Source organism: Streptomyces roseoverticillatus (genome assembly GCF_000719265.1).
GTDB lineage: Bacteria > Actinomycetota > Actinomycetes > Streptomycetales > Streptomycetaceae > Streptomyces > Streptomyces roseoverticillatus.
In genome coordinates, this window is sequence record NZ_JOFL01000013.1 from 154,025 (window position 1) to 170,550 (window position 16,526).

Consider the following 16,526-nt stretch of genomic DNA (forward strand, 5'->3'; position numbering starts at 1 on the left):
CGGCGCCGGTCAGCGAACCGACGGCGGCCGGAGAGCGGCCGCCGGAACCGAAGGAGTTCCCCATGAGCAGCACCCCGCGCCGGGCACGGACCCCCCGCGCCCTGCTGGCGACGGCCGCCGTCGCCGTCCTCGCGGCCGGTCTCGCCGCGTGCGGCGGCGACAGCCTGGAGAAGTCCGGCACCGGGGGAGGCGGCGGCTCGGCGAAACCGGGGGAGAACGCGCTGGTCATCGGCTCGGCCGGGTTCACCGAGTCCAGAGTGCTCGCAGAGATATACGCGGGCCTGCTGAAGGACGCCGGATATTCGCCGACGATCAAGACCACCGAGGCTCGCGAGCTCTATGAACCGGAGCTGGAGAAGGGCCGGATCGACGTCGTCCCGGAGTATGCGGCGACGCTCGCCGAATTCCTGAACAAGAAGCAGAACGGCAAGGACGCTCCCGCCGTGGCGTCCGCCGACGCCGACGCCACGGTGAAGGCCCTGCGGAAACTCACGGAGCCGCGCGGACTGAAGGTGCTCGACCCCGGCCGCGCGGTCGATCAGAACGCCTTCGCGGTCACCACGGAGTTCGCGGAGAAACACCAGCTCAAGACGCTTTCGGACCTGGGAAAGTCGGGCCAGGAGGTCAAGCTCGCGGCCGGTGACGAATGCCCGCAGCGGCCCTTCTGCCAGCCCGGTCTGGAGAAGACGTACGGCATCCGCGTCACGGGCATCGCCCCGCTGGAGGTGGGCAGCGTCCAGGCCAAGCAGGCGGTCAAGGACGGCAAGGCCCAGCTGCTCCTGACCACGACCACGGACGCCACGCTCGAACAGTTCGGACTGGTTCTGCTCAAGGACGACAAGAAGCTCCAGAACTCCGACAACGTCCTGCCGGTGGTGAATGCACAGAAGGCGGGTTCGCAGAAGGTCGCGGACGCCCTCGCGAAGCTCACCAGGGTGCTGACCACGGAAGATCTCACCGAACTCAACAAGAAGGTGGATGCGCAGCGGCTCAAGCCTGCCGATGTCGCCGCGCAGTACCTCAAGGAGAAGGGGCTGCTGACGAAGTGAGAGGTGTAGGCGACAAGTAAGATCAAGGGAACAGTTTCGTGGTGGAGTCACACTCCCGAGGCGACGCACGGTAAGTTTCAGGCCATGCCACGAGGACGCCACCGCCATTCGCCATCCCTGCACAGGCTCCTTCCCCCATCGGCGGTCGCCGCGACATCGGTCGCCTGCGCCGCCGGTGCTTGGGTGGTAGGTGAAACGGTCGTCATCCGGGGTCTCGCCGCGGCGGCTGCCGCCGCCGCGGTGGTCGGCGCCGTGCTGATGCGCCGTTGGGACCGCTCCGCGGGGAAGCGGGTCGCCCAGCTCACCGCCGCCCGCACTCGCGACGAGTGGAAGACCGAGGAGCGCATAGCCGAGCTCGAGACGGATCTGGAGGACACCCGGGCGGCCAAGGCCCGGCTGGAGTCCAAGCTGCGCGGCAAGCGCGCCGAGCTGGCCCGTCTCCGCACCGAGCACGCCGACCTGCTGCGCCGTTACGCCACCGCCGAGACCGGGCGGGCCAGCGCGCTGGAGGGCCGCCGCGTAGCCCGCGGCGGGGCGCCGGCGCTGGAGTCCGGCGCCCCGCTCACGGTGCCCGGCCCGGCCGTCGACCCCGCCGCGTTCCGCAAGGCCGCGGAGGTGCTGCGCGGCCTTGCCGGCGGCGAGCCGGACGCGCAGGCGAAGGCCGGGGCGGGACCCCGGGCCGGGCTGAAGCCCGCGGCCGGGCCCCGGCAGCAGCCGGTGACGGCGCCTCAGGCGGCGCCCAAGGCCGTGCCCCAGCCGCGTGCGGAGGCCCGCCGGGGCGGCCCGGACGGCGCCGGTCAGGCCGCGGGCAAGGGCAGTGCGGCCGCCGGTCCGGCCGACGCCGCTGCGGCCCGGGCCGCAGACGGCGCCGAGGCCGTCGTCCCCGCTGCCGGTCCCGCGCCTGCCGCCCCCGCCGAGGGACACGCCGAGAAGCCCGCTGTGCCGCAGGCCCCGGCCGGCCGGCGCCCCGCCTCCCGCACCACGGGCGGCTTCGACTTCTTCGGCACCCAGGGCCCCGCCCCGGCCCAGCGCCCCGTCGAGGAGACGGACCTCGCGGACGTCGTCGGCGAGGAGGCGCTCGCCGAGGCCAAAGCCGAAGCGGAAGCCGAGGCGAAGGCCGAGGCGGACGGCGAGGCGGCCGGAGACGACGTCATCGACCTGACCGCGCACGACGAGACCGAGCAGATAGACGTGGCCGAGCTGCGGACGGCCGTCTCGTAGGCGGCTCCGGAGCCCGGCCTGCAGAAACGAAACCCCCCGGCGGGACTCCCGCCGGGGGGTTCTGCGTCTCCGAGGGCCTCGGGCCCTGCTCGCCGGTGTCTGCCGACGTGCCCTACTTGTCGATGTCGCCCACGACGAAGAACAGCGACCCCAGGATCGCCACCATGTCGGCGACCAGCGTCCCCGGCAGCAGCTCGGTCAGGGCCTGGATGTTGTTGAAGGAGGCCGAGCGCAGCTTCAGCCGGTACGGGGTCTTCTCGCCCTTCGACACCAGGTAGTAGCCGTTGAGGCCGAGCGGGTTCTCGGTCCACGCGTACGTGGCGCCCTCGGGGGCCTTCAGCACCTTCGGCAGCCGCTGGTTGATCGGCCCCGGCGGCAGCTCGGCGATCCGTTCCAGGCAGGCCTCCGCGAGCTCCAGCGCGTTGTGCGTCTGCTCCAGCAGGCACTCGAAGCGGGCCAGGCAGTCGCCGTCCTCGCGGGTGACGACCTTGAGCACGTCCTGCAGCTCCCCGTAGGCGAGGTACGGCTCGTCGCGCCGCAGGTCGAAGTCGACGCCGGACGCGCGGGCGATCGGGCCGCTCACCCCGTACGCGTGCACCGTCTCCGGCGCGAGGACGCCGACGCCGCGCGTGCGGCCCCGGAAGATCTCGTTGCCGAGGACGAGCCGGTCGTAGACGTCCATGCGGGAGCGGACCTGGGCCACGGCGTGCCGCGCCCGGCCGAGCCAGCCGGCCGGCAGGTCCTCCTTGAGGCCGCCGACGCGGTTGAACATGTAGTGCATCCGGCCGCCGGAGACCTCCTCCATCACCGTCTGGAGCTCCTCGCGCTCGTGGAAGGCGTGGAAGACGGGGGTGATGCCGCCGAGCTCCAGGGGGTAGGAGCCGAGGAACATGAGGTGGTTGAGGACCCGGTTCAGCTCGGCGAGGAGCGTGCGGGTCCACACGGCGCGCTCGGGGACCTCCATGCCGAGCATCCGCTCCACGGCCAGGACGACGCCCAGCTCGTTGGAGAACGCCGACAGCCAGTCGTGGCGGTTGGCGAGCACGATGATCTGCCGGTAGTCGCGGGCCTCGAACAGCTTCTCCGCGCCGCGGTGCATGTAGCCGATGATCGGCTCGGCCTCCCGGACCCGCTCACCGTCGAGGACGAGCCGCAGGCGCAGCACGCCGTGCGTGGACGGGTGCTGGGGTCCGATGTTGAGCACCATGTCGGTGCTCTCCGCCGCACCGCCGATGCCGACTGTCGTCTCCGTCATGGGGGTCATGGGGACAAGTCTGTCAGCCTTCTGGGGCGGGCCCGTCCGGGGCGCTGCCGGAGGCCCGCTCCGGGGCGTCCGGGAGCAGCCCCCGGCAGGCCTCGCCCACCGGTTGCACCAGCCAGCCGAAGGCCCCCAGCCCCGCCGGCGAGGTGAGCTCCGCGGCCTCGCCCGCCCGCCCCAGTGCCCGCACGTAGGCGGCCGGATCGGTCGAGGCGAGCGACAGCGGCGGGCGGCTGCCGTCCACGCCGAGCGCCCGCAGCGCCTCGCGCTGGGTCAGCACGGTGCTGCCCGGCCGCGCGCACGCGTCCATGGCGACGTGCGCGGTGATGTCGCACGAGCCGTCCGGCACCGGCCGCACCTCGCGGCCCTCGCGGAAGCCGGCCAGCGTGCCGAACGGCGGACGGCCGACGCGCTCGTGGGCGTAGTCGACGGCCACGGCGAGGCCCGCGCGCAGGCTGCCCACGGCCCGCGCCCAGGCGGCGTCGCGCGGCCGGCCGATCTCGGCGCGGGTGCCGGGCGGCGCGCCCTCGACGGGCCACCAGCGGGCGAGCCACGCGGCGTCCTCGCCCGTGACCGGCTCCCCGAGGAGCTCCTCGCCGTCCTCCTGGACGAGCACCTGGCGCGCGACGCCCTCCGCGTCCGTCTCGGTGACGTCCACGGGCACGTTGTCGAGCCACTCGTTGGCGAACAGCAGGCCCTCGACGCCTTCCGGGACGTCACCCACCCAGGTGATGCGCCCGTCCAGCCCCGGCGGGCGGGCGGCGCGCTCGACCGCGTACGGGCGCAGCCGCGCGGCCACGTCCTCCGGCAGCTGCCCGAGGACGCCGGTGATCAGCTCGCCGCGCCCCGCGCCGACGTCCGTGAACGCGAGCCCGGCCGGGTGCCCGAGCGCTTTGTCGACCCGGCACAGCAGCTCGGCGACGGCACCGGCGTACAGCGGCGAGGCGTGCACGGAGGTGCGGAAGTGCCCGGCGGGGCCCTCGGGGCGCCGGTAGAAGCCGCCCGGGCCGTAGAGCGCGGCCTCGGTCGCAGCGCTCCATGTTCTCGTTCCGCTTGCCATACGCACACGCTATGCGCCCTTCGCGGGCACGCCGCCTCCACCTTGCGGAGTAGAAGGAGTGTCACCGGATCGATCGCCGGGCTGACCCCGGCACGTACCCGGCATGCCTACGCTGGGTGACGTGCACCGCCTCTACGACTTTCTCCGCAGGCACCCGACCGGAGTGGACACCTTCTGGGCTCTGCTGCTGCTCGGGATCAGCCTGCTGGCCGCCGCCGAAGAACACGGCACGTCGGCGGTCCAGAGGGCCGTGAACGTCGGCACGGTGGTGACCCTCAGCCTGGTGGTCGCCCTGCGCCGCCGCGCGCCCGTCCCCATGCTGTTCCTCGCGATCGCGAGCGGCCTGGCCCAGCTGGCGGGCGACGTGCAGGGCACGCTCGCCGACATCGCGATGCTCGCGATCGTCTACACCGTCGCCTCCGGCCACGTCCGCTGGGCGTCGAGGGTGGCCCTGGCCGGCGGGCTGGCCGCACCGGTGCTCTTCCTGATCCGCTGGCCGCTCGTCGGCCACGGGCCCGGGCAGACGCTCATCACGCTCGCCTTCCTCACCACCCCCTTCATCCTCGCCTGGGTGCTCGGCGACTCCATGCGCACCCGCCGCGCGTACTGGGCCCAGCTGGAGGAGCGCGCCGCCCGCCTGGAGAAGGACCGCGAGCAGCAGGCCCGGATGGCCGTGACCGCCGAGCGGGCGCGCATTGCCCGCGAGCTGCACGACGTCGTCGCGCACAACGTCTCGGTGATGGTCGTCCAGGCCGACGGCGCCGCGTACGTCCTCGATGCCTCGCCCGAGCAGGCCAAGCAGGCCCTGGAGACGATCTCCGGCACGGGCCGCCAGGCGCTCGCCGAGATGCGCCGCCTGCTGGGCGTCCTGCGCACGGAGGAGGGCACGACCGAGGGCGGGGACTACGTGCCGCAGCCCGACGTCGAGCAGATCGGCGACTTGGTCGAGCAGGTGCGGGGCGCGGGCCTGCCCGTGCAGTACGAGGTCGAGGGCGCGCCGCGGCCGCTGCCGAGCGGTGTGGAGCTCACCGCGTACCGCATCGTGCAGGAAGCCCTGACCAACACGCGCAAGCACGGCGGTCCGGAGGCCGGCGCGAGCGTCCGCCTCACCTACTTCGACGACGGGCTCGGCCTGCTCGTCGAGGACGACGGCCGGGGCGCGCAGCACGAGCTGTACGAATCGGGCGGCGCGGACGGCATGGGCCACGGCCTGATCGGCATGCGCGAGCGCGTCGGCATGGTCGGGGGCACGCTGGACGCGGGGCCGCGGCCGGGCGGAGGCTTCCGGATCAGCGTGCTGCTGCCGGTGAAGCCGGGCGGCCGCTGACGATGATGATGTCGTTGACGCTTACTGCTGGAATGCTCATATCGCTCGTATCAATGCTCATATCGAGGAAAGGGACATCCGCATGTCCATCCGCGTGATGCTCGTGGACGACCAGGTGCTGCTGCGCACCGGCTTCCGCATGGTGCTGGCAGCCCAGCCCGACATGGAGGTCGTCGCCGAGGCCGGGGACGGCGCGGAGGCCCTGGAGGTGCTGGCCGGCACGGACGTGGACGTCGTCCTCATGGACGTCCGCATGCCCCGGCTGGACGGCGTGGAGGCGACGCGGCGCATCTGCGCGCAGGACGGTGCGCCGAAGGTGCTCATCCTGACCACGTTCGACTTGGACGAGTACGCGTTCTCGGCGCTGAAGGTCGGCGCGAGCGGGTTCATGCTCAAGGACGTGCCGCCGGCCGAGCTGCTGGGGGCGATCCGGGCCGTGCACAGCGGGGACGCGGTGGTCGCGCCGAGCACGACGCGGCGGCTGCTGGATCGTTTCACCCCCATGCTGCCGAGCACGAACAACGAACCGGCCACCGCGGAGCTGGGGCGGCTCACCGAGCGCGAGCGCGAGGTCATGCTGCTCGTCGCGCAGGGCCTGTCCAACGGGGAGATCGCGGCGCGGCTGGTGCTGTCCGAGGCCACCGTCAAGACGCACGTGGGGCGCATCCTCACCAAGCTGGGGCTGCGGGACCGGGTCCAGGTCGTGGTGCTCGCCTACGAGAGCGGCCTCGTGCGGGCCGGGGGCGGGGCGGCGCAGCAGTAGCCCCTCCGCGCGCCGCTACCGGCTGACGATCTCGCGCACCGCCGCCAGGAACTCCTCCGTGCGGGGGTGCGTGGGGTGGGCGGGGCTGGAGAGGTACACCGTCGCGGCGGGGGCGTCCTCGACCGGGACGAAGCGGACGCCGGGGTGGCCGTGGCTCTCCCCGGTGCCCGCCGCCGCGAGGCCGAACGCGTCGCCCGTGGCGATGAGGTTCAGCCACTCGTCGACGTTGTGCACCTCGACGGTGCGGGACGGGCGCTGCGCCGGGGGCCACAGGTCCGGCGAGGCGGTGCCCGTCTCCGGCCACATCGCGAGGGGGAGGCCCGGGGCCTCGGTGAGCTCGGCGAGGCGCACGCGGGGCCGGCCGGCGAGCGGGTGGTCGTCGGGGAGGGCGGCGATGCGGTCCTCCGTGTAGAGGGCCTCGCTGCGGATGCGCGGGTCGCGGGGGCGGGTGCGGAGCACGGCCACGTCGGCGTCGCCGGTGGCCAGGCCCGCGGTGTGGTTGTCCCGGCGGACCACTTCCAGGGGCACGTGCGGGTGCGAGCGGCGCCACGAGCGCAGCAGGGGAACGGTCTGCTGCCCCAGGACCGCGCAGGTGTAGCCCAGGCGGAGGGGGCGGGAGACGGCCTTGGTGTCCGCGAGCGCGGCGTCGAGGTGCGCCAGGATGGCCCGGCCGTGCCCGAGCAGGGTGACCCCGGCCGGGGTGAGGTCCAGGTGCCGGGACGAACGGTCGACGAGCCGCACGCCGACGCGGGCCTCCAACTGGGCGAGCGTCCGGGACAGGGCAGGCTGCGTGACGTGCAGCCGGGCCGCCGCGGCGGTGACGGTGCCCTCGTCGGCGATGGCGGCCAAAGCCTTGAGGTGACGCAGCTCCACATCCATGCATGGGAAGCATAGCTGCTGCGCAGAAGGCATTTCCGGGGGAGGGGGAGGGCTCCGTAGCGTCGGTTCCACAAGCGATTTCCGATGTGGGGACGGTGGATTATGAGGATCCTTCTGGTGGGCGCGGGCGGGACGCTGGGCGGCGCGGTGCGGGGGGCGCTGGCCGCGCGGGGCCACGAGGTGATCGGCGTGGGGCGCAGCGGCGGGGACGTGATCTGCGACGTCACCGACCCGGAGGCGGTCGGGCGGCTGTACGGGCAGGTGGAAGGGCTCGACGCGGTGGCGGTCGCGGCCGGTGACGCCGTCTTCAAGCCGCTGGGCGAGCTGACGGCGGACGACTTCGCGGCGACGCTGCGCGGCAAGGCTCTCAGCCAGGTGGAGCTGGTGCGCCAGGGTGCGGGGCATGTGGCCCCCACCGGGTCGTTCACGCTGATCAGCGGGGTGCTCACGGACGAGCCGATCGTGGCGGGGGCGGCGGCTTCCGCAGCGAACGGGGCGGTGGAGGCGTTCGTACGGGCCGCGGCGATCGAGCTCGCGCCGCAGCGGATCAATGCGGTCAGCCCGACCGTGGTCGAGGAATCCCTCCCGGGCTACGCCCCGTTCTTCCCCGGCATGGAAGCGGTCCCGGCGTCCCGGGTGGCAACGGCGTACGTCCGCGCGATCGAGGGCGCGCAGACGGGGCGGGTGTACGGGGTCCGCTGACCGCGGGGGCCCGTGCCTGTTCCCCCTGCTACGGGTCCGGCAGCTTCTTCCGCCGCGGCGGTGCGTGACCACCGGCAAGGTGCCCGGCGGTGCCGGGCCGGCGTGGGGCGTGTAGGGCACCGCCGGTCAGGTCTGTGGGGGCTGGGCGCCGTCGCGGCGGGTTTATGGGCGGTGGCCTTGGCCGGCCCTTTGCTGGTCCGGCAACCTTCTTCCGCCGCGGCGGCGCTCAGCCACCTGCAAGGTGTCCGGCGGTGCCGGGCTGGCCTGAGGTGCGTACGGCACCACCGGTCACGCCCGTGGGGGCCGGCCGCCGTCGCGGCGGGTTCATGGGTGCGGGTGCCCATCCCCGGGCGCCCGGTGCAGCCGGCGCGTCATCTCAGGACCGTCTCCAGGAAGTCGCTGCCCAGGCGGGCCACCAGCGGGAGGTCCAGTTGGTGGAGGACGTACCGGCCGCGGCGGCGCGTGGACAGCAGGCCCGCCTTCTTCAGCACGGCTATGTGCCGGGACACCTCGGGCGGCGTCAGGCCGAAGACGGTGGCCAGCTCGCTGGTGGTGTGCGGGCCGCGGGCCAGCGTGCGGCACAGCCGCATCCGGACGGGGTGCGCGAGCGCTTCCATCCGCTGCTGCACCAGCTGCAGGGCGAGGCCCTTGGGGAGCTCGGGCGCGGCCACGGGGTACTGCACCATCGGCTGCCAGCCGGGCCGGTTCAGGACGATGAGGTGCGGCCACCCGAAGGCGGTCGGTATGAACGTCAGGCCGTCCGCGTAGGCCGTCGCCCGGCCGTCCTGCAACTTGTCGAAGACGATCCGCGTGCCGTCCGCGCCGACGGAGACGGCCGTGGAGACCGCGGCCATGGCCTCGGCGAGCCCCTTGCGCCGCAGCAGGTCCGCCTTGTGACGGGCGTCCGCGGCGAGCTGCACCCGTACGCGCTGCCAGTTGTCGGCGAAGAACGCCTCCTCGCAGTCCTCCATGAGCCTGCGCAGCCAGGCGCGCAGCGCGGTCGGGTTCTCCAGCATGCGGTCGGTGAACTGCGCCTGCCGCGGGCCCCGGGCGGCGGACAGTTCGCGCACCCGCGCCCGCTGCCCGGCGTCCACCAGTGGGGAGGGGACGGGCTGCGAGCTGCAGGTGACCTCGAAGGCCGCGGCCACGAACTTCTCGTCGTCCATGCGGTCGAGGTCGTCGAGCTCTTCGGCGAGCGTGGCGCGTGGCGCGGCGGGCAGCAGCAGGTCGGAGCGGGCCGAGCGCCACAGGAAGTCGGCCTCGGTCAGCCGGTCGGCGAGGTCGGGCCGGAGCCCGGAGGCGGTGGCCGTGGCCCAGCCGTGCAGCCCGGGGTGGTGGCCGGGCTCCGCCAGGACGTGCAGCATCGCACCGAGCTCTGCCAGCGGCGACGGGTTGAAAAGGATGCGCTCGTGCGGCAGCCCGGCGATGTTGATCTCCACGCTCATGTGCCCATCGTGCCTGCCCCCGCGAGGGTCCGGCCGTCATTTGACGGCTCTCGTCAATTGACGCGGCAGGTCAGCGCCCACCGGCGCACCGTTGAGGACATGAACGCAGCTCAGCAGCACATGCTCGACCTCTACCGCGCCGCCCAGCTCAACCAGCCGGCTCCGCCCGCCCCCGGCACCGGGGACGTGGAGGCCTACCGCTCCTTCCGTACCTGGCGCGCCTTCCAGGGCGTCGTCGACGAGCGGGTCGCAGCCCGCCGCGCCCGCCGGGCGGAGCTGTTCCGTTTCCTCCTGCTCCGCGGCTCGCGGCGCGTGTCAGTGCTCAGCCCGGCCGTCGTCCGTCCCGCTGCCCTCCGCCCGTCCGTCGTCCGTCCGAATCCGGCGCAGGGCCGCACCCGCCGCGTCCCGGACGTCTGCGGCCGTCCAGCCGAGTGCTGACGCGCCGACGGTGACCTCGGTGAACGAGACGCCCGGCACCGGGGACCGGACTACCGGGCGTTCTCCCGTCCGGCATTCCATGCCTTCAGGGGCTCGGTGTCGAGAATGAACCCAACCGGTGCGGGCAGTTCGAGGCTCTTGCCGAAGGCAGCGGTGTGACGTTCCTGGTAGGTGCCCTCTGCAGGTTCGCTGTACACGGTGACCTCGTCGGCGTCGCGGTCGATGAGCAAGTACACGGGAATGCCGCTCTCGGCGTAGGCGCGGGGCTTCTCGACGCGATCGCGCTTATTGGTGTCGTAGTCGTGCGAAGTGACCTCGACGGTCATCAGCACGCCGTCCGGCTCGGCCCACTTCCCGGCCTGGACGAAATGGCCGGTGGGAGCGAGGGTCCCGTCGGGGCGGGCACGCCCCATGCGGTAGGTCTCGATCTTGAGGCCTTGCCCGGTGTGAAGATCCAGGGAGGGTTGGTGCTGCAGGCACTGCCGGACGAGCCACATCGTGATCGTCTCGTGGAGCCCATCGGGCACGGCCTTGACCCCCATCTTTCCGTTGATGAGCTCCAGACGTAGCCCCTCGGCTTCGCGCATGGTGGCTTCGGCGAGGTTCTCGAACTGCTTGGTCAGCATCTGCTCAGTCGTCATCGGTGTGCGGCCGTTCATCCAGTGCGGTCACGGCGTGCCTCCCTCTACCTGAGGTTTTCAGGCTAGACCCGGCCACCGGCGATCGTCGGCCTTCCCCTGACCGATCACTCGAACGTGTGGCCGAGTTATCCACATCTCCGGCGTTATCCACAGGGCTGGGGACGACCGGGGGCCACTCCTCGCGCCTCGCGTAGCATGACGAAGGAATCGTCCGGTACCCCCCGCGGACTGGAACGGAAGGCCATCGCCGCGTGAACGCACACATCCTCCCGGAGCACCCGAGCCCCCAGGACCGCCCCGCCCGGCTCACCGTCGGCGTCGTCGGCGCGGGCCGCGTCGGCCCGGCGCTCGCCGCCGCGCTCCGGCTCGCCGGGCACCGCCCGGTCGCCGTCTCCGGAGTCTCCGACGCCTCGGTGCGCAGGGCCGCGGCCCTGCTGCCCGAGGTCCCGGTCGTCCCGCCCGCCGAGGTCCTCGCGCGCGCCGAGCTGGTCCTGCTCACCGTGCCCGACGACGCCCTGCCGGGCCTGGTCGCGGGCCTCGCCGAGACGGGCGCCGTGCGCCCGGGCCAGCTCCTCGTGCACACCTCGGGCCGGTACGGCACTGCCGTCCTCGACCCCGCCCGCCGCGCCGGGGCCCTCCCGCTCGCCCTGCACCCCGCCATGACCTTCACCGGCACCCCGGTCGATGTCGACCGCCTCGCCGGCTGCTCCTTCGGCGTCACCGCTCCCGAGGAGCTGCGGCTCGCCGCGGAGGCCCTGGTCATCGAGATGGGCGGCGAGCCCGAGTGGATAGCGGAAGAGGCCCGCCCGCTCTACCACGCGGCCCTCGCCCTCGGCGCGAACCACCTGGTCACCCTGGTCGCCCAGGCCATGGACCTGCTGCGGACCGCCGGCGTCTCGGCTCCCGACCGCATGCTCGGCCCGCTCCTCGGCGCCGCGCTCGACAACGTCCTGCGCAGCGGCGACGCGGCCCTGACCGGCCCCGTGGCCCGCGGCGACGCCGGCACGGTCGCCGCGCACATCGCCGAGCTGCGCACCCACGCGCCCCAGGCCGTCGCCGGCTATCTGGCGATGGCCCGTACGACCGCCGACCGCGCCCTCGCGGCCGGCCTGCTCAAGCCCGAACTGGCCGAGGACCTGCTCGGCGTACTGTCCGACGGAGGACGGCCGTGACGCTTGCCGAGTGGCTGAAGGACCGGGACCGCGAGCCCGCCTTCGAGCTCGTACCCGCCGTCGAGGATCTCGACTACCTCCTCGACCACTACGCGGTCCCCGGCCGCACCGCGGTCGTGATGACCATGGGCGCGCTCCACGAGGGCCACGCCACGCTCATACGCGCCGCGCGCGAGCGCGTCGGCCGCAAGGGCCTCGTGATCGCCACGGTCTTCGTCAACCCCCTGCAGTTCGGTGCGGGCGAGGACCTGGACCGCTATCCGCGCACGCTGGACGCCGACCTGAAGATCGCCGAGGCGTCGGGCGCGGACGCCGTGTTCGCCCCCTCCGCCGAGGAGGTGTATCCGGGCGGAGAGCCCCAGGTCCGCCTCACCGCCGGCCCCATGGGCGAGCGCCTGGAAGGCGCCTCCCGCCCCGGGCACTTCGACGGCATGCTCACGGTCGTGGCCAAGCTGCTCCATCTCACCCGCCCCGACCTGGCCTTCTTCGGCCAGAAGGACGCCCAGCAGCTCGCCCTGATCCGCCGCATGGTGCGCGACCTCAACTTCCGTACGGAGATCGTGGGCGTGCCGACCGTACGGGAGGCCGACGGCCTCGCCCTCTCCAGCCGCAACCGCTATCTCTCCGCCGCCGAGCGGCGGACCGCCCTCGCCCTGTCCCGCGCCCTGGCCGCGGCCGAGAAGGAGAAGGCCGCCGCCCCGGCCGCCCTGGCCGCCGCCCGCGCCGTCCTGGACGAGGCCGCCCGGCTCGACCCCCCGCTGCACCTCGACTACGCGGCCCTGGTCGACCCCGCCGACTTCACCGACGTCCCCGGCGACTTCGCGGGCGAAGCCGTCCTCGCCGTCGCCGCCAAGGTCGGCACCACCCGCCTGATCGACAACGTCCCCCTGACCGTCGGACCGGCCACGGGAGCGCAGCGATGACCGGCATACGGCTCCACGCGCCCCGCCCCGGCTGGTCCGTCGACGCGGACGTCGTCGTCGTGGGCTCCGGCGTCGCCGGGCTCACCGTCGCCCTGCGCTGCGCCGCCGCCGGCGCGCACGTCACCGTCGTCACCAAGGCGCTCCTCGACGACGGCTCCACCCGCTGGGCCCAGGGCGGGATAGCGGCCGCGCTCGGAGAGGGCGACACCCCCGAGCAGCACCTGGACGACACGCTCGTCGCCGGCGCGGGCCTCTGCGACGACGAGGCCGTGCGGACCCTGGTCACCGAGGGCCCCGACGCGGTGCGCCGGCTCATCGCCACGGGCGCGCAGTTCGACACCGACGCCGAGACCGGCGCCATCCTGCTCACCCGTGAGGGCGGTCACCACCGCCGCCGCATCGCCCACGCGGGTGGTGACGCGACCGGCGCCGAGATCTCCCGCGCCCTCGTCGAGGCCGTCCGCGCGGCGGGCATCGAAACGATCGAGCACGCCCTCGTCCTCGACCTCCTCAAGGACGAGGAGGGCCGGGCCGCCGGCGTCACCCTGCACGTCATGGGCGAGGGCGAGCGCGACGGCGTCGGCGCCGTACGGGCCCGGGCCGTCGTCCTCGCGACCGGCGGCATGGGCCAGGTCTTCTCCGCGACCACGAACCCGGCCGTCTCCACCGGCGACGGCGTCGCCCTCGCCCTGCGGGCCGGCGCCGAGGTCTCCGACCTGGAGTTCGTCCAGTTCCACCCCACCGTGCTGTGGCTCGGCCCCGACGCAGAGGGGCAGCAGCCGCTCGTGTCGGAGGCCGTGCGCGGCGAAGGCGCCCACCTCGTCGACGCCGATGGCCACCGCTTCATGGTCGGGGCGCACGAGCTCGCCGAGCTCGCCCCGCGCGACATCGTCGCCAAGGGCATCATGCGGCGCATGCAGGAGCTCGGCGCCGAGCACATGTACCTCGACGCCCGCCACTTCGGCGCTGAGATGTGGGAGCACCGCTTCCCCACGATCCTCGCCGCCTGCCGCGCGCACGGCATCGATCCGGTCACCGAGCCGATCCCGGTCGCGCCCGCCGCGCACTACGCCTCCGGCGGCGTCCGTACGGACCTGACGGGCCGGTCCACCGTGCCGGGCCTCTACGCGTGCGGCGAGGTCGCCTGCACGGGCGTGCACGGCGCGAACCGCCTCGCGTCGAACTCGCTGCTGGAAGGCCTCGTCTTCGCGGAGCGCATCGCCGCGGACGTCACCGAGGCCCTCCGGGAGCCGGGCGCGCCCCCGCGGCCGGCCACCACCGGCACCACCACCGGCACCACCACCGGCACCACCACCGGCACCGGTACCGGCACGGTGCTTGCCGGTCCGAAGGCCCGGCTGGAGATCCAGCGCATCATGGCCGAGGGCGCCGGTGTCCTGCGGTCCAGGGAGAGTCTCGAACGGGCGACCGCGGAGCTGGCCCGCATCGACGAGGACGCCGCCGCCGCGCTGGAAGCGCCCGGCACGGAGAGCTGGGAGGCCACCAACCTCCTGCTCGTCGCCCGCGTCCTCGTCGCCGCCGCCCTCCGCCGCGAGGAAACCCGCGGCTGCCACTGGCGCGAGGACGCCCCCGACCGGGACGATGCCTGGCGCCGCCACCTCTTGGTGACCCTGCGCCCGGACCGTACGCTCTCGGTCTCCACCACCGAGACGGCCGCCTTCCCGTCCGCAGCGGCCCCGACGCCCCACCCGCCCACGAACGGCGCCGAACCGAGGAGCACCACGTGACCACCCCGAACGACCTCCCCCTCCACCAGATCGGCCAGGACATCCAGGTGAACCTCGAAACGGCCACCGGCGGCTGCGGTGACGGCTGCGGCTGCGGCGAGACGTTCGCGGAGGACGCCATGGAGTGCGGCCTCGACCCCGATCTCGCCCGCCTGCTGGCCGACGCCGGCCTCGACCCCCTGCAGGTCGAGGACATCGCCCACCTCGCCATCGAGGAGGACCTCGACGGCGGCGAGGACGTCACCACCCTGGCCACCATCCCCGCCGACGCCGTCGCCACCGGCGACTTCACCGCCCGCACGGACGGCACTGTCGCCGGCCTGCACGTCGCCGAGGCGATCCTCTCGGTCGTCTGCACCGAGGAGTTCGAGGTCGAGCGGCACGTCGCGGACGGCGACCGCGTGACCGCGGGCCAGAAGCTGCTCACCGTCCGCACCCGCACCCGCGACCTGCTCACCGCCGAGCGCAGCGCGCTCAACATCCTGTGCCGCCTGTCCGGCATCGCCACCGCGACCCGCGAGTGGGCCGACCTGCTGGACGGCACCAAGGCCGCCGTCCGCGACACCCGCAAGACCACGGTCGGCCTGCGCGCCCTGGAGAAGTACGCGGTCCGCTGCGGCGGCGGCGTCAACCACCGCATGTCCCTGTCGGACGCGGCCCTCATCAAGGACAACCACGTGGTCGCGGCCGGCGGCGTCGCCGAGGCCTTCAAGGCCGTCCGGGACGCCTGCCCCGGCCTCGCGATCGAGGTCGAGGTCGACCGCATCGACCAGATCGAGCCGGTCCTCGCCGAGGGCGCCGACCTCGTCATGCTGGACAACTTCACCCCCGAGCAGACCCGCGAGGCCGTCGAACTGGTCGCGGGCCGCGCCCTGCTGGAGTCCTCCGGCCGGCTCACCCTCGTCAACGCCCACGCCTACGCCGAGACCGGCGTGGACTACCTGGCGGTCGGCGCGCTGACCCACTCCTCCCCGATCCTCGACATCGGCCTCGACCTGCGCGAGGGCGACGAGGACGAGGCGCGGGGGGAAACCGCCTGATGCTGCTCACCATCGATGTCGGCAACACCCACACGGTCCTCGGTCTGTTCGACGGCGCGGAGATCGTCGAGCACTGGCGGGTGTCGACCGCCCCCCGCCGCACCGCCGACGAACTGGCCGTCCTCCTCCAGGGCCTGATGGGCATGCACCCGCTGCTCGGCGAGGAGCTCGGCGACGGCATCGACGGCATCGCCATCTGCTCCACGGTCCCCGCGGTCCTGCACGAACTGCGCGAGGTCACCCGCCGCTACTACGGCGACGTGCCCGCGGTCCTGGTCGAGCCGGGCGTGAAGACCGGGGTGCCGATCCTGATGGACAACCCCAAGGAGGTCGGCGCCGACCGGATCGTCAACGCCGTCGCGGCCGTCGAGCTCTACGGCGGCCCGTGCATCGTCGTCGACTTCGGCACGGCCACGACCTTCGACGCGGTCAGCGCCCGCGGCGAGTACGCGGGCGGGGTGATCGCCCCGGGCATCGAGATCTCGGTGGAGGCGCTGGGCGTCAAGGGCGCGCAGCTCCGCAAGATTGAGCTGGCCCGCCCGCGCGGCGTCATCGGGAAGAACACGGTCGAGGCCATGCAGTCCGGCATCCTCTACGGCTTCGCCGGGCAGGTCGACGGCGTCGTCGAGCGGATGGCCCGCGAGCTGGCCGACGATCCGGATGAGGTGACCGTCATCGCCACCGGCGGGCTGTCGCCCCTGGTCCTCGGCGAGGCGTCGGTCATCGACGAGCACGAGCCGTGGCTCACGCTGATCGGCCTGCGGCTGGTGTACGAGCGGAACGTCTCCCGCACGTAGGGCGGCGGTCCGCAGGGCGGCGGTCCGGGCACGCACGCAACCAACCGTCCCTTTCAACTGTCC

The 16,526-nt window shown here is 73.6% G+C and carries 16 protein-coding genes; 11 read left to right on the top strand and 5 right to left on the bottom strand.

All coding sequences use genetic code 11. The features are described 5' to 3' along the window. Positions 1-62: 62 nt before the first annotated feature. Both IF61_RS0117705 and IF61_RS0117710 read left to right on the top strand, forming a co-directional pair. A complete protein-coding gene (locus tag IF61_RS0117705) occupies positions 63-1,049 on the top strand; it encodes an ABC transporter substrate-binding protein (protein ID WP_030367383.1) in 987 nt (328 codons plus the stop codon). Positions 1,050-1,232: 183 nt separating this feature from the next. Beyond that, entirely contained in the window at positions 1,233-2,270 is a 1,038-nt protein-coding gene (locus tag IF61_RS0117710; RefSeq protein WP_030367384.1) for a hypothetical protein, read from the top strand. 112 nt (positions 2,271-2,382) lie between these two features. Here IF61_RS0117710 and IF61_RS0117715 read toward each other — a convergent pair whose 3' ends face one another. Together IF61_RS0117715 and IF61_RS0117720 are read right to left on the bottom strand one after the other, a co-directional pair. Next, a complete protein-coding gene (locus tag IF61_RS0117715; protein WP_030367385.1) occupies positions 2,383-3,525 on the bottom strand; it encodes an NADH-quinone oxidoreductase subunit D in 1,143 nt (380 codons plus the stop codon). A 22-nt stretch (positions 3,526-3,547) separates the two neighbouring features. Further along, positions 3,548-4,588: an SAM-dependent methyltransferase gene (locus tag IF61_RS0117720; protein ID WP_052392781.1), complete on the bottom strand. Its 1,041-nt coding sequence runs from the start codon at positions 4,586-4,588 to the stop codon at positions 3,548-3,550. Between the two features lie 121 nt (positions 4,589-4,709). Here IF61_RS0117720 and IF61_RS0117725 point away from each other — a divergent pair, with 121 nt between their 5' ends. Together IF61_RS0117725 and IF61_RS0117730 are read left to right on the top strand one after the other, a co-directional pair. Next, on the top strand, positions 4,710-5,915 hold the full coding sequence (locus IF61_RS0117725) for a sensor histidine kinase (protein WP_030367387.1): 1,206 nt from the start codon (positions 4,710-4,712) through the stop codon (positions 5,913-5,915). Positions 5,916-5,997: 82 nt separating this feature from the next. Next, positions 5,998-6,678, top strand: coding sequence for a response regulator (locus IF61_RS0117730; protein ID WP_030367388.1), 681 nt, complete (start codon positions 5,998-6,000; stop codon positions 6,676-6,678). Positions 6,679-6,693: 15 nt separating this feature from the next. Here the strand turns inward: IF61_RS0117730 and IF61_RS0117735 are convergent, their stop codons facing one another. Continuing rightward, on the bottom strand, positions 6,694-7,557 hold the full coding sequence (locus IF61_RS0117735) for a LysR family transcriptional regulator (RefSeq protein WP_030367389.1): 864 nt from the start codon (positions 7,555-7,557) through the stop codon (positions 6,694-6,696). Positions 7,558-7,659: 102 nt separating this feature from the next. On the opposite strand from IF61_RS0117735, the gene IF61_RS0117740 reads away from it, so the two are divergent. After that, the gene (locus IF61_RS0117740; RefSeq protein ID WP_030367390.1) at positions 7,660-8,259 is read left to right on the top strand and encodes a short chain dehydrogenase; all 600 of its coding nucleotides are present in this window, start codon (positions 7,660-7,662) and stop codon (positions 8,257-8,259) included. 371 nt (positions 8,260-8,630) lie between these two features. Here IF61_RS0117740 and IF61_RS0117745 read toward each other — a convergent pair whose 3' ends face one another. Beyond that, positions 8,631-9,704: a DUF5937 family protein gene (locus IF61_RS0117745; RefSeq protein ID WP_030367391.1), complete on the bottom strand. Its 1,074-nt coding sequence runs from the start codon at positions 9,702-9,704 to the stop codon at positions 8,631-8,633. 99 nt (positions 9,705-9,803) lie between these two features. Between IF61_RS0117745 and IF61_RS35310 the strand changes: the two genes are divergently transcribed. Continuing rightward, a complete protein-coding gene (locus tag IF61_RS35310) occupies positions 9,804-10,142 on the top strand; it encodes a hypothetical protein (RefSeq protein ID WP_043189574.1) in 339 nt (112 codons plus the stop codon). Positions 10,143-10,192: 50 nt separating this feature from the next. Here the strand turns inward: IF61_RS35310 and IF61_RS0117755 are convergent, their stop codons facing one another. Continuing rightward, the gene (locus IF61_RS0117755) at positions 10,193-10,768 is read right to left on the bottom strand and encodes a Uma2 family endonuclease (protein WP_245684541.1); all 576 of its coding nucleotides are present in this window, start codon (positions 10,766-10,768) and stop codon (positions 10,193-10,195) included. A 266-nt stretch (positions 10,769-11,034) separates the two neighbouring features. Here IF61_RS0117755 and IF61_RS0117760 point away from each other — a divergent pair, with 266 nt between their 5' ends. Genes IF61_RS0117760 through IF61_RS0117780 form a run of 5 tightly spaced genes read left to right on the top strand, consistent with a single transcriptional unit; the run spans position 11,035 to position 16,463 of the window. Beyond that, the gene (locus IF61_RS0117760; RefSeq protein WP_030367394.1) at positions 11,035-11,955 is read left to right on the top strand and encodes a Rossmann-like and DUF2520 domain-containing protein; all 921 of its coding nucleotides are present in this window, start codon (positions 11,035-11,037) and stop codon (positions 11,953-11,955) included. Next, complete coding sequence (gene panC, locus IF61_RS0117765) at positions 11,952-12,878, top strand: pantoate--beta-alanine ligase (RefSeq protein WP_245684542.1); 927 nt, start codon at positions 11,952-11,954, stop codon at positions 12,876-12,878. The genes IF61_RS0117760 and panC overlap by 4 nt, the downstream gene beginning before the upstream one ends. Beyond that, positions 12,875-14,626, top strand: a complete 1,752-nt coding sequence (locus IF61_RS0117770) for an L-aspartate oxidase (RefSeq protein ID WP_030367396.1) — start codon at positions 12,875-12,877, stop codon at positions 14,624-14,626. Before panC ends, IF61_RS0117770 begins: the two co-directional genes overlap by 4 nt. After that, a complete protein-coding gene (gene nadC / locus IF61_RS0117775) occupies positions 14,623-15,666 on the top strand; it encodes a carboxylating nicotinate-nucleotide diphosphorylase (protein WP_043189577.1) in 1,044 nt (347 codons plus the stop codon). Before IF61_RS0117770 ends, nadC begins: the two co-directional genes overlap by 4 nt. Next, on the top strand, positions 15,666-16,463 hold the full coding sequence (locus IF61_RS0117780) for a type III pantothenate kinase (RefSeq protein ID WP_030367398.1): 798 nt from the start codon (positions 15,666-15,668) through the stop codon (positions 16,461-16,463). Before nadC ends, IF61_RS0117780 begins: the two co-directional genes overlap by 1 nt. The last annotated feature ends 63 nt before the right edge of the window (positions 16,464-16,526 follow it).

Excerpts from the sequence above, each read along its gene's own strand:
- IF61_RS0117705 (WP_030367383.1), top strand. The coding sequence starts at position 63 with ATGAGCAGCACCCCGCGCCGGGCACGGACCCCCCGCGCCCTGCTGGCG.
- IF61_RS0117715 (WP_030367385.1), bottom strand. The coding sequence starts at position 3,525 with ATGACGGAGACGACAGTCGGCATCGGCGGTGCGGCGGAGAGCACCGAC.
- IF61_RS0117720 (WP_052392781.1), bottom strand. The coding sequence starts at position 4,588 with ATGGCAAGCGGAACGAGAACATGGAGCGCTGCGACCGAGGCCGCGCTC.
- IF61_RS0117730 (WP_030367388.1), top strand. The coding sequence starts at position 5,998 with ATGTCCATCCGCGTGATGCTCGTGGACGACCAGGTGCTGCTGCGCACC.
- IF61_RS0117735 (WP_030367389.1), bottom strand. The coding sequence starts at position 7,557 with ATGGATGTGGAGCTGCGTCACCTCAAGGCTTTGGCCGCCATCGCCGAC.
- IF61_RS0117740 (WP_030367390.1), top strand. The coding sequence starts at position 7,660 with ATGAGGATCCTTCTGGTGGGCGCGGGCGGGACGCTGGGCGGCGCGGTG.
- IF61_RS0117745 (WP_030367391.1), bottom strand. The coding sequence starts at position 9,704 with ATGAGCGTGGAGATCAACATCGCCGGGCTGCCGCACGAGCGCATCCTT.
- IF61_RS35310 (WP_043189574.1), top strand. The coding sequence starts at position 9,804 with ATGAACGCAGCTCAGCAGCACATGCTCGACCTCTACCGCGCCGCCCAG.
- IF61_RS0117755 (WP_245684541.1), bottom strand. The coding sequence starts at position 10,768 with ATGCTGACCAAGCAGTTCGAGAACCTCGCCGAAGCCACCATGCGCGAA.
- IF61_RS0117770 (WP_030367396.1), top strand. The coding sequence starts at position 12,875 with ATGACCGGCATACGGCTCCACGCGCCCCGCCCCGGCTGGTCCGTCGAC.
- IF61_RS0117780 (WP_030367398.1), top strand. The coding sequence starts at position 15,666 with ATGCTGCTCACCATCGATGTCGGCAACACCCACACGGTCCTCGGTCTG.